Source organism: Pseudophaeobacter flagellatus (assembly GCF_021228235.1).
GTDB lineage: Bacteria > Pseudomonadota > Alphaproteobacteria > Rhodobacterales > Rhodobacteraceae > Pseudophaeobacter > Pseudophaeobacter flagellatus.
The window spans coordinates 102587-113437 of record NZ_JAJQRG010000011.1 but is presented as its reverse complement, the minus strand read 5'-3'; the positions used below and the strand labels follow the sequence as shown (position 1 = coordinate 113437).

At 58.3% G+C, this 10851-nt stretch carries 11 protein-coding genes; 4 read left to right on the top strand and 7 right to left on the bottom strand.

Annotated features, from left to right (window positions below; translation table 11 throughout):
* Positions 1 to 2 precede the first annotated feature (2 nt).
* The gene (locus LRK71_RS17935; protein WP_232405341.1) at positions 3 to 1340 is read right to left on the bottom strand and encodes a Na(+)-translocating NADH-quinone reductase subunit A; all 1338 of its coding nucleotides are present in this window, start codon (positions 1338 to 1340) and stop codon (positions 3 to 5) included.
* 196 nt (positions 1341 to 1536) lie between these two features.
* Here LRK71_RS17935 and LRK71_RS17930 point away from each other — a divergent pair, with 196 nt between their 5' ends.
* Together LRK71_RS17930 and nqrM are read left to right on the top strand one after the other, a co-directional pair.
* Entirely contained in the window at positions 1537 to 2562 is a 1026-nt protein-coding gene (locus tag LRK71_RS17930) for an FAD:protein FMN transferase (protein ID WP_232405340.1), read from the top strand.
* 14 nt (positions 2563 to 2576) lie between these two features.
* The gene (gene nqrM, locus LRK71_RS17925; RefSeq protein ID WP_232405339.1) at positions 2577 to 2825 is read left to right on the top strand and encodes a (Na+)-NQR maturation NqrM; all 249 of its coding nucleotides are present in this window, start codon (positions 2577 to 2579) and stop codon (positions 2823 to 2825) included.
* An 89-nt stretch (positions 2826 to 2914) separates the two neighbouring features.
* Here the strand turns inward: nqrM and LRK71_RS17920 are convergent, their stop codons facing one another.
* The gene (locus LRK71_RS17920; RefSeq protein ID WP_232405338.1) at positions 2915 to 3103 is read right to left on the bottom strand and encodes a hypothetical protein; all 189 of its coding nucleotides are present in this window, start codon (positions 3101 to 3103) and stop codon (positions 2915 to 2917) included.
* A 97-nt stretch (positions 3104 to 3200) separates the two neighbouring features.
* Between LRK71_RS17920 and LRK71_RS17915 the strand changes: the two genes are divergently transcribed.
* The gene (locus LRK71_RS17915) at positions 3201 to 3722 is read left to right on the top strand and encodes a CBS domain-containing protein (RefSeq protein ID WP_232405337.1); all 522 of its coding nucleotides are present in this window, start codon (positions 3201 to 3203) and stop codon (positions 3720 to 3722) included.
* 56 nt (positions 3723 to 3778) lie between these two features.
* Here LRK71_RS17915 and LRK71_RS17910 read toward each other — a convergent pair whose 3' ends face one another.
* From LRK71_RS17910 to LRK71_RS17890, 5 genes are all read right to left on the bottom strand, one after another.
* Complete coding sequence (locus tag LRK71_RS17910; RefSeq protein WP_232405336.1) at positions 3779 to 4573, bottom strand: IclR family transcriptional regulator; 795 nt, start codon at positions 4571 to 4573, stop codon at positions 3779 to 3781.
* Between the two features lie 67 nt (positions 4574 to 4640).
* Positions 4641 to 5981 (bottom strand): TRAP transporter large permease, encoded by a 1341-nt coding sequence (locus LRK71_RS17905; protein ID WP_232405335.1) that lies wholly within the window; start codon positions 5979 to 5981, stop codon positions 4641 to 4643.
* A 47-nt stretch (positions 5982 to 6028) separates the two neighbouring features.
* Positions 6029 to 6532, bottom strand: a complete 504-nt coding sequence (locus LRK71_RS17900; protein ID WP_232405334.1) for a TRAP transporter small permease — start codon at positions 6530 to 6532, stop codon at positions 6029 to 6031.
* 83 nt (positions 6533 to 6615) lie between these two features.
* Positions 6616 to 7680 (bottom strand): C4-dicarboxylate TRAP transporter substrate-binding protein, encoded by a 1065-nt coding sequence (locus LRK71_RS17895; RefSeq protein WP_232405333.1) that lies wholly within the window; start codon positions 7678 to 7680, stop codon positions 6616 to 6618.
* Between the two features lie 78 nt (positions 7681 to 7758).
* Positions 7759 to 9285 carry a class I adenylate-forming enzyme family protein gene (locus LRK71_RS17890; RefSeq protein WP_232405332.1) on the bottom strand — a complete coding sequence of 509 codons (1527 nt, stop codon included), beginning with the start codon at positions 9283 to 9285 and terminating at the stop codon, positions 7759 to 7761.
* 370 nt (positions 9286 to 9655) lie between these two features.
* Between LRK71_RS17890 and LRK71_RS17885 the strand changes: the two genes are divergently transcribed.
* Positions 9656 to 10741, top strand: coding sequence for a TRAP transporter substrate-binding protein (locus tag LRK71_RS17885; protein WP_232405331.1), 1086 nt, complete (start codon positions 9656 to 9658; stop codon positions 10739 to 10741).
* Positions 10742 to 10851 lie beyond the last annotated feature (110 nt).

The window sequence follows — 10851 nt, the reverse complement described above, 5'->3', positions numbered from 1 at the left end:
GACTATCCCTCCTTTTCGATCTTCGTCAGACTGTCGCGCAGCGCCAGTCCGTATTCGTATTTTGCCGGGCAGGCAAAGCCGACCAGCCCGAGATCTTCTTCGTCCAACTCCAGCGCACCCAGCGCCTGGGCCTGGTCGGTATCCATCACCAACAACGCGCGCAGCAACTGTGTTGGCAAGTAGTCCTGCGGCATCAACCGTTCAAAGGTGCCAGTGGGCACCATAGCCCGGCGCCCGCCATTTAGGTTCGATGTCAGCGCATAGAGCTTCTTGGAAAACAACGAGCCAAGCACCGGCTGCACCGCATATTTGCTCGCCATCGGGCGGATCCAGCCCAATGGGATCTGTTTATTGTCTTCTTCGATCACGGTGATCTGCCGCGCATAGCGCCCCAGATAGCCATCAACCCCGGTACCAGCGCGTCCCGACAGGATAGAACCGGAAATCATTCGGGCAGCGACCGTATTTTCCAGCTCGTCGGCCAGCAGCTCTTCCATAGAGGCGCCAGCGATGGTGCGCAGCAGACGCGGATTGCGCAGCAGCGGACCTGACAGCGCCACGACGCGTTCGGCATTAATGGTGCCCGTGCTCAGCAGTCGACCAATGGCAATCACATCCTGATAGCCAATGCTCCAGACCGTCTTGGTGGCGGTGGGCGGTTCGATGAAATGCATATGGGTGCCAGCCAGACCGGCCGGATGCGGGCCTTCAAAAGCGGCAACCTCAACCTCGTCGACGCTGGGGACCGAGGTCTCAGCCGATTGACACAGGTAAGTCTTGCCCTCGGTCAGGGTGCTGATCGCGCGCAGGCCGGTAACAAAATCCTCTGCCGCATCATTGATGACAACCGCCGCATCTGGCGCCAACGGCTCGGATTCCATCGCGGTGACATAGATCGCGGCCGGGCGACTATCGTGGCTGGGCACCTTGGAATAGGGGCGACTGCGGAACGACGTCCACAGGCCCGCCGCACAGAGCCGCTCTGCCAGACCTTCAGGGGTGGTGACATCGCCCACCGCCGAGAAATCAACCGGATCGGCCGCCGCCGCGTCCACTTCGATTTCAACGCTGATCAGCACCCGTCGGGCACCCCGGTTGATCGCTTTCACACGGCCCGCCACTGGCGAAACCACCTGCACCTCAGGGGTGTCTTTATGGGCAAAGATCGGAGTGCCAGCGGCGACCACATCGCCTTCTTGCACCGCGAGACGGGGTTTCAGACCCAGGTAATCGCTGCCCAGAAGGGCAACGGTCCTGACTGCCGGACCCACGTGAACCTCCTGCGAAGGCGCGCCTTCAACCGGGAGTTCGAGTCCTTTTTGTAGCTTGTAATGCCGCAACTCTATCTCTTCTTCTCTGCTATCGGTCAGAACCAACACATCGTGGCCGTTGTTCGGATTCGGCCTGCAAATAGTCTGATCTGGACCAAGTTCCCACTGGAAAAATGCAAAAGTGTCAGATCAGGCCCACCGAGGCTTGATTGACAGAGCCGCGAATAGCGTACAATAGGAGGGCGTTTCAAGGGTAGGTGAACAAATGGCTCGGCTCTTTCTTGTTGCTCTGATGGTTCTGCTTGCCGCCTGCAAGTCAGATCCGGTCACCCTGACCTTCAGCGGTGAAACAATGGGCACAACCTATAACATCATCGCAGTCGACAAGACCGCCGCGCTTTCACCCGATGTGGTGCAGGATGCGATCACCCAGGCGCTGGATCAGGTCAATGCGCAGATGTCCAATTGGGACCCCAGATCAGAGATTTCACGCTTCAACGCCGCCGCTGTGACCGACCCGATCGAAATCTCGCCGGAACTGGCCAAGGTGATGCGCGCCGCCACCGAGATCCACCGCAAAAGCGAAAAGCTGTTTGACGTCACCCTTGGCCCGCTGATCGAAATCTGGGGCTTTGGGGCGCGCAACGCCAACAGCCCGGTGCCGTCGGATGCAACGATCCAGGCCGCGCTGGCGATGGTTGGTCAGGACAAGATCCTGTCCCTGTCAGCGGCCCCCAACAGCCTGCGCAAAAGCCTGCCTGAAACTTCGGTATATCTGGCCGCCATCGCCAAGGGCTATGGGGTAGATCAAGTTGCAGCCGCACTGCAGGCGGCGGGTCTGCGCGACTATATGGTTGAAATCGGCGGCGATCTGGTCACCGCAGGCCAGAACCCGAATGGTGCCAGCTGGCGCATCGGCATTGAACGCCCTGATGCCGCAGCCCAGACGATTGAAGAAATCCTCGATGTCTCCGGGCTTGGCATGGCGACATCCGGCGATTACCGTAATTATTTTGAACAGGATGGCATCCGCTATTCCCATATCATTGACGCGGTCACCGGCCGCCCGATTACCCATGGGACCGCCTCTGTCACCGTGCTGGCCGATTCTGCCATGATGGCAGATGGCTGGGCCACCGCACTGCTGGCCTTGGGTCAGGACCGTGGGCTGCCCATCGCCGAGGCAGAGGGGCTCGCAGTTTTGTTCATTGCACGTCAGCCCGATTCCGGTGAAACAGGGTTTGAAATAACCGTCAGCACCCAGTTTGCAAAGCTGCAGGCAGAGCAATAGAAGGCACAGATCCCATGACCACTTTCCTGTTTACCTTTGGGCTTTTGACACTTGTCATGCTGGGCATGTCGCTGGGTGTTTTGTTGATGGGTAAGACCATCAAGGGCAGCTGCGGCGGGCTGAACGCCATTTCCGGCGCCGATAAATGCGTTGTCTGCAGCAAGGATATCGATCCTGACAGCCCGCTGCGTGACAAATTACAGTGTAAGCGCGCCCGGAAGATAGTGGAACAAATGGAAGCAGAGATGCAGGCCAATCCCTGACCTGCCCAGATGATTGCCAGGCCTATGTACGACAGGCGGCCCCTTGGGTCGCCTTTTTGCTGTGTCTGCCCAAGGCTTTCAGCAGGTTGTCATGACGTCTGCATCGGCACAAAGGCCAGCAACAACAGCGCCCCAGCCGCCAGCAGACCAAACAGCCAAAGCTGCCAGCGCGGCCCCTCTGCCTTCCAGACCCGGCGATAGCGATTGCCCGCCAGCACCGCCAGAAATATCAGAACCGTGGCAACAAGAGGCGTCAGAGTGATCTGCGAGGCAAGCAAGGTATTTCCCCATCGATGTTTTGTCGTCTAGACTGAATGGCACGGCACAGCACCATGAGACAACCCAAGCACCGCAACCAAAAGGGAGCATTTCGACATGCCAAGTTCATATCAGGCGCCCCACGTGGGCGACCAGCCCAAACAGGCCAGTCACAGCCAGTCTGTCGATAGCAATATCGCGCAAGAGACGGCCACAGTTGAAAAACTGATCGCGCGCAAGGGCAGCACAGTCTACACGATCTCTCCCAAAGACACGATCAGTACCGCCGTCAAGATTCTGCGGGATCGCAAAATTGGTGCCCTCTTGGTCACCAGTACCGAAGGCGGGCTTGAGGGCATCCTGTCAGAGCGCGACATCGTGCGCAAACTGGCGGAAACTCCCGGCCAGACCCTACCGCAAACGGTGGCCGACAATATGACACGATCGGTGGAGATCTGCGCCCCAGCGGATCCGCTTGTGACGGTGCTGCGGCGCATGACCGAAGGGCGGTTTCGCCATATGCCGGTGATGTCGCGGGGCGAGATTTGCGGTATGCTAACGGTTGGCGATGTGGTGAACTACCGCCTGCAAGAGCTGGAGTACGAAGCGTTGCAATTGAAACAGATGATTGTTGGCTAAGCGCTCCTTTTCTCTCTCCCACTCTGTGCCAGTGGGCGAGAGCACGGCGCGCGGGGTCAGTCCTCAGAGTGGATCGGAAAGCGGCGCCCGGTGATATGCAACAGCTCCTGCACCGCAGTCACCAGCGCCGGCCCGACGCTCTCGGTTATCAGGTCATCGGTCAGATCGACAGTGCGCGCGCCGCTCAGAAAGGCGACTGGTTCGCCAAATTCTGACGGACGATAGGGCGCTGCTATGGCATTGATCGAGCGGTTGAAACGCTGTTCTCCGCGTACAAAGGCATAGCCATCGCTAAGTAAGTCAGCCTGCGCCTCGGCCCAAGCTTCTTGGTATTGGCCTTGATCCTGTGGCGCCATGGATTGGGTCAACTTGGCCAGCTCACTCCGCCCCAGAGCCCCCAGAAAGGCCGCCCCGGTAGAAGAGGCCAGGATCGGCATCCGGTAGCCGACATTTAGCCAGATGGTGGTTGAATTGCGCGGCCGCCAAGTCTTGACGATCAGCATCTTGCCATCATCCTGGATCGCCACCCCGGTCAGCGTCTTGGTGGCATCCGCCAGCCTCTGCATGATCGGCCCGGCAGTTTCCACAAAGCCAAAAGAAGCCCCCGCGATATTGCCAAGCGCCAACGCCGCAGGCCCCAGCCGATATTTGTCATGGTGATGTCCATGGGTCAAATACCCAAGCGCACAGAGCGTGAAGGTCAGCCGCGAAACAGTGGAACGCGGCAGGCCCGTGCGTTCTGATATTTCAAGATTTCCAAGGCCATCGTCATTGGGCCCAAAGGCCCGCAACACATTGAGACCACGCGCCAGGGTGTTGGCAAACCGCTTATCGTCTTTCAGTTCTGACATTGCCTCAAGTCCTAGCCATGGTTAGAAATTCCAACTTATCGAATTTAGAGCCAATGAAAAAGCCCGTTCATCTTGCTGTCATCGACAAGACAAGCGAAATCGACGGAAAGCCCACAATGAGTGCGAGAACCAGCACATCAACGCAAAGAAACCGCCAGATGCCGGCAAAAACAGTGCCAATCGGCGCCGCTCGACCCACCACATTCGACAGAACAAAGACATTCAGACCCACCGGCGGGGTGATCAGGCCGATCTCCAGCAGCTTGACCACGACAACGCCAAACCAGATCAGGTTCATGCCGTAGGATTCGACCAGCGGCACCACCAAAGGCAGGGTCAGAACCATGATGCCAATGGGATCAAGGAACATGCCCAGCATCAGATAGACAGCACAGATACACAGCAGCAGCACCATGGGCGACAGCTGCGCGTCGGCCACCGCCTGCACCAGCGCCGGTGCCATGCCGGTCAGGGCAATGGCGGCAACAAAGATCTTGGCCCCGGCAGCCACCACAAAGATCGCGGCGGTCTGCACACAGGTTTCGCGCACCGCTTCCCACAGGCCCTGCAGGGTCAGGCGTCTTTGGCCAAAGCCGATGAGGGTGGTGATCACAACACTCACCGCCGCCGCCGCCGTAGCGGTGAAAAAACCGCCATAGATCCCCACCACGATGATCACAAAGATCAGCGCCGCAGGCCATGCCTCGCGGGCGGCGGCCATTTTCTCGCCAAAGCTGGCCGCTGCACCACGTTCGGGCACAAGTTTGGGATTGACCCGGATCCAGACCCAGATCACCAGCACAAAGCCCGCCAGTGTCAACAGCCCCGGCAGCACCCCCGCCAGAAACAGCTTGCTGACGGATGTTTCTGTGAAAATGGCATAGATGATGAACAGGATGCTTGGTGGGATCAACGATCCCAATGTGCCACCCGCCGCCACGCTTGCTGTCGCCAGACGCGGATCATAGCCAAGGCGCAGCATTTCCGGCGTGCAGATCTTACCCATGGTCGAGGCACAGGCCAGGCTTGATCCGGTGATGGCGGAAAACCCGCCACAGCCCATGACCGAAGCCACCGCCAGCCCGCCACGCTGGCGCACCAACCAGACCTTGGCCGAATTGTAGACCGCCGTGGTAATACCTGCCCGATAGGCGATATTGCCAAGCGCCACAAACAGCGGAATCATCGACAAATCAAAGCTATGCACCAGATCGAAAGAGTTCGAAAACACCAGGGACGCAGTTGCCCGGATGGCGCGTTCGGGCATGAAGGTTCCGGTTCTGAAGGCAAAAATACTAAAGGCCGCCATCGTAGCCACGCCAATCAGCGCAAAGGCAATCGGCACCCGCATCGCCAAGAGCACCAGCATCAGGCCAAAGGCCACCAATCCAATCGTTGCCGGATCCATTACATCTATTCCCGATATTAAAGAGGTCTACGGAAGGGGTGTGTCGCTTAGTCGCCTGCGGCGTCCAACGCCAACCTGCCGCCACGCCAGAGGGTCACAATATCGCTGCAGCCCATCATCAGCAGCCGCAGCCAACACAGCGCAATGCCGGTCACAAAGGCCAGCCGCCCTGGCCATTGCGGCAGGTTGAGATCACCATAAAAGGCGCTGCCAGTATTGATCTGGTGCATCAGCTCCTTCCCGCCCGCATAGATAAGCGGCGTCAGGGCAAAGACCCCGAAGAAAGTACCAAAGACCACAAAACAATCCACCAGGCGCGGCGGCAGCATATTGGTCAAGAATTCAACCGCGATATGCGCCCGCTGGGTGGTGGCAGCCGCCAGCGGCATAATGATAGCCAGCACCATCAGTTCACGCACGATGATCACCGCATCCGGCACCGAGGCGTGAAACAGGTTCAAGGCAATCACATCGGCAAAGATCATCAGAGCCAATAGAATAATCGCTGCCGTTGCCACGTCGATACAGAGTTTTTCTATCCGGTCCAGCATATCTGCCACCTTTGCAATATGTTGAAAGTTGAAACATCGAGGCAGGATTTCTCCTGCCCCGGTGCATCAGGTTCGGGTGCAGCTCAGTTGCGCTCCCAAGGGTAGCCCTCGGCCTCGAACTCGGCGGTGAAATCAGCCACAGCCTGCGTATAAACCTCGATCATGTGATCCGGGTTCAGCCCAACACTGGCGGCGTTGTCTTTCCAGTCCTGCAAAAAGGGTTCGGTGGCTGCGTTCAGGGTTGCACGCTCTTCGGCAGAAACCTCGATCACCTTGACGGGGCGGTCATATTCGCCCGCCCGCATCGCGGCCAGCGCCTTGGAATTGGCGCCAATGACGATCTGGGCAAACTTATCGGCCAGCTCGGTGCCTGCCTGAGTCATCACCGCTTTTTGCTCATCGCTCAGCGCGTCATAGCTATACTTATTCATGAACATGCCGTAGCCGCCAATCTGGCCCCAATTCAACACCGTATAGCTATCGATGACCTCATGCCATTTCAGCGCCGGAACGATGTAGGAATATCCCTGGGTACAATCGATCAACCCGGTATCAAGCCCTTGATAAGCATCATAAACGCTAAGGTTGACCATGGTGGCGCCCAATTCGCCAAAGACCTTGCCATAGACGCCGGCACCGCGCACTTTCTTGCCTGCAATATCTGCAATCGACGAGATCTCTCCGCCCTTGCAGGCGACATTCACATCCGAAGCGGTGAAGGTGCCGATATAGACCAAATTTTGGCGCGCCAGGTTTTCCGTGATCTCTGGAACCGTGCGCATCAGGTGGTCGGTGGCGCGCAGGCCAACCCAGGGATTAGGGCCGCCCAGAGGCAGATCCGCCAGCGAATAAGCCGCCATTTCCTTTTGAAAATAGGCCGAAATGATCGACCCCGCATCCGCAACGCCATCACCGATCGATTGCACCGAGGCAGAAGCCTTGAACAGAGCGCCGCCCCATTGCACATCCAACTTCAGATCGCCGTCGGACAGCTCGCCGATCCGGCCATCAAACCATTTCAACGCCGCAGGCACGGTGCCGCGCGCCGGGCCGCTATGGCCATAGAAAATGGTGGTCTGGGCTGCTGCAACACCGCCCATTGACAGGGCAACAGCTGCGGCCCCCATTGTGGTTTTCACAAAACGCATTGTCAAATTCTCCTCCCCGAGACGACATTTGAGTCTAGCTAACATACAGAACGTACTTCTGCATAGTAGAATTTACATTTACCCAGTGACTTCCCGCAAGAGCCGGTCCGTGAAAGAAGAAATCAACTTTGATTTGAGAATCTTCCCGGTTGGTGCCACCGGCAACTGCTGCGCCAAAATGATCCGGGTCGGCCGTTTATAGGGGGCAAGCCGATCGTGAACAAAGGCCGCCAAATCCTCCTCGCGCAGGTGACAGTTCGGCGCCACTTTGACAAAGGCGAGCACCTCTTCGTTGCCCGCTGCCGGCCGCCCCACAACCCCGGCCATGATGACGTCGGGGTGGTCGGTCAGCGCCGCTTCGACCTCGGCCGGGTAGACATTATAGCCAGAGCGAAAGATCAGCTCTTTTGAACGGCCGACGATATGCAGCCGCTGCTGCGCATCAAATACCCCCAGATCACCAGTCCGGACAAAGCCGTCTTTGGTCAGAACTCTGGCGCTTTGGTCTGGGTCGCGAAAATAGCCCTTCATGACCTGTGGCCCGGCCACCAGAATTTCACCGATGCCCTCGGCCGGGGTAGCGCCTATGGCGTCAAAATCCAGCTGCAGCCGACTGCCCGGCATCGGGTAGCCAACGCTTACGTCCGGGTCGCCTAACCGATTCTGGGTGCTACAGACCCCGGCGGCACCTTCGGTCAGCCCATAGCCGTTTTGCAGCGGAAGGCCATAAAAGGCCTCTGCCTCGCGTTTCCAGACTGGATCCAGCGGTGCCCCGCCAGAGGAAACAAAGCGCAGGCATCCGCCCTCATAACTGGTTTTGTTTTGCTCACGGGCATAGTGAAACAGCAGCGCATGCATCTGCGGCACCGCTGGCAGCATCGTCACATCACGTTGCAGGGCAGCATAGAGCCGTTCGACCGAAAACTTCGCTTCAAGCCGCATTTTTCCCATGGACCCGCAAATCGACAAAAAGGTGACCAGCCCAAAGATATGCGAGAGCGGTAGCGCCAGAAAGGTCATGTCCCCGGACTGCATGCCGCGCACCTTCACGGTGGCATCCGCCGCAGAAATTAGATTTTGATGCGTCAGCATCGCCGCTTTGGGCGCCCCCGTGGTCCCCGAAGTATAAAGAAGCAGCGCCACCTGTTCATCAGGGTCATCAAAACAGGGTTCCGGCCGGTTGCCACGCCGCAGAAACAGGCCCACCGCGCCAAAGCGCCCTCGCTCTGACCGCGCAGAATAGGCCTTGCCATGGATTACGGCCGCGTCAGACGCGGCATGGCAAAACACCACCACGCTGGGGTCGCTATGGGTGATCAACCGATCCAGCTCTGCATGGGTGAGCCGCGCATTCAACGGCACCGCAATGGCATCGAGTTGGCTGATGGCAAAAAGGAAGGCGCAGGCCTCCAGGCTGTTTTCAAAGACGAGGACCACCCGATCCCCCGGCCCGACCCCGCAGCCCTGCAACACAGCCCTAGCCTCTGCACTGGCACCCTCCAGATCGGCCCAGCTATAGGCGCGGTCTGCAAAATCAACCGTTGCAAGCGCATCTGGCTGTGCGGTCGCAGCGGCGTTCAAGGCGTGATGGATGCGGGTCTGCATGGGGCGTCCCTCTCTCATATGGATGGTCTAATAGCCTGACCTCTGACCCCAACCAGGGCAGGGATGGGTTGATATCGGGTATAGTGTCTTTAGTTGTAAATTTCAATATGTGGAATTATCGGCCTCATAGTGAAATCAACTCCATGGCTCGCCACCATCCTAATGCCAGGCCGCTGAAAATTTAATCATAGCCAGATACCCCCTGCGCAGCCCAATAGATCAACGGCCACGCCACCTTGTCACCTAGGTATCTGATCGCGCCAGACACTAAAATGCTTGCCCGCATCAAAGGCGAATTGACATTTTTTATGTACAGACTTAAAAATTTCATGCGTATGCTTAATAAAAATCTTCAGGGATAGAGATCGACATGAAACGCAGAGACTTTATCAAGATCGGTGCCGCAGGCGCCGCAGCAAGCTCCCTTGCGGCCCCCGCTACTGCGCAGGGCGTGCGCCAATGGAACATGGTCACCGCCTGGCCCAAAAACCTGCCTGGACCCGGCGTGGCCGCGCAGATGCTGGCGGATCGGATCACCACCCTATCCAGTGGCCGCATCGAGGTTAAGCTGCACGCCGCTGGCGAACTGGTACCCGGACGCGGCGTCTTTGACGCGGTTTCCGAAGGCACGGCCGAGCTGTACCATGCGGTTCCCGCCTATTGGGGTTCCAAATCCAAAGGTATGTTGCTCTTTGGCTCGCAGCCTTTTGGCCTGCGCGCGGATGAACAGGTTGGCTGGCTCTATCATGGCGGCGGTCAGGCGCTTTATGATGAAATCTATGGCCGCTTTAACCTGAAACCATTCCTCTGTGGTAACTCTGGCCCGCAGTGGCAGGGCTGGTTCCGCAATGAAATCAATTCTCTTGATGATCTGAAGGGGTTGAAGTTCCGCACCACCGGTCTCGCCTCAGAGATGTGCTCCAAGATCGGCATGGCCGTGCAGTCGATGGGGCCGCGCGACATGTTCCAGGCGCTACAGACCGGCGCGCTGGATGCCGGCGAATTCATCGGCCCCTGGAGCGACAGCGCCATGGGCTTCTATCAGGTGGCCAAGAACTACTACTGGCCCGGTGTTGGCGAACCATCCTCGGCCGAGGAATGCGGTGTCAACGCAACCGCATACGCGGAACTGCCCGAAGACCTGCAGCAGGCGGTCAGCTTTGCCTGCGAGAGCCTCTACAACCCGGTCTGGACCGAATACACCACCAAACACGCCCAGGCGCTGAAGCAGATGGTGGAAAACGAAGGCGTCAAGGTCAGGAAACTGCCCGATGATGTGCTGGCCGCCATGGCCTCTGCCGCCGACGAAGTGATGGCAGAGCTGGCCGAGGACGACGACGAGCTGGTGCGCCGCATCACCCAGAGCTTCCTTGCCTACCGCGAGTCTGTTGGGTCTTATATGAGCTATGCAGACAACGGCCAGATGAACGCTCGCGCCAAGGCGCTAGGGTACTAAGAGTCTGAAATCATACTGTTAGCTGTCCGGCGCGGGTCTCTCGCGCCGGATTTTTTCAATGCGGCCTTTCTGGGTCAAGACAAACCGGAGCCGGGCAAAAGATGGGACAG

What these genes read in the sequence shown, in the direction of transcription:
- LRK71_RS17910 (WP_232405336.1), bottom strand. Translation starts at nt 4,573, where the DNA reads ATGTCAGAACTGAAAGACGATAAGCGGTTTGCCAACACCCTGGCGCGT.
- LRK71_RS17930 (WP_232405340.1), top strand. Translation starts at nt 1,537, where the DNA reads ATGGCTCGGCTCTTTCTTGTTGCTCTGATGGTTCTGCTTGCCGCCTGC.
- LRK71_RS17915 (WP_232405337.1), top strand. Translation starts at nt 3,201, where the DNA reads ATGCCAAGTTCATATCAGGCGCCCCACGTGGGCGACCAGCCCAAACAG.
- LRK71_RS17905 (WP_232405335.1), bottom strand. Translation starts at nt 5,981, where the DNA reads ATGGATCCGGCAACGATTGGATTGGTGGCCTTTGGCCTGATGCTGGTG.
- LRK71_RS17885 (WP_232405331.1), top strand. Translation starts at nt 9,656, where the DNA reads ATGAAACGCAGAGACTTTATCAAGATCGGTGCCGCAGGCGCCGCAGCA.
- LRK71_RS17890 (WP_232405332.1), bottom strand. Translation starts at nt 9,285, where the DNA reads ATGCAGACCCGCATCCATCACGCCTTGAACGCCGCTGCGACCGCACAG.
- nqrM (WP_232405339.1), top strand. Translation starts at nt 2,577, where the DNA reads ATGACCACTTTCCTGTTTACCTTTGGGCTTTTGACACTTGTCATGCTG.
- LRK71_RS17895 (WP_232405333.1), bottom strand. Translation starts at nt 7,680, where the DNA reads ATGCGTTTTGTGAAAACCACAATGGGGGCCGCAGCTGTTGCCCTGTCA.
- LRK71_RS17900 (WP_232405334.1), bottom strand. Translation starts at nt 6,532, where the DNA reads ATGCTGGACCGGATAGAAAAACTCTGTATCGACGTGGCAACGGCAGCG.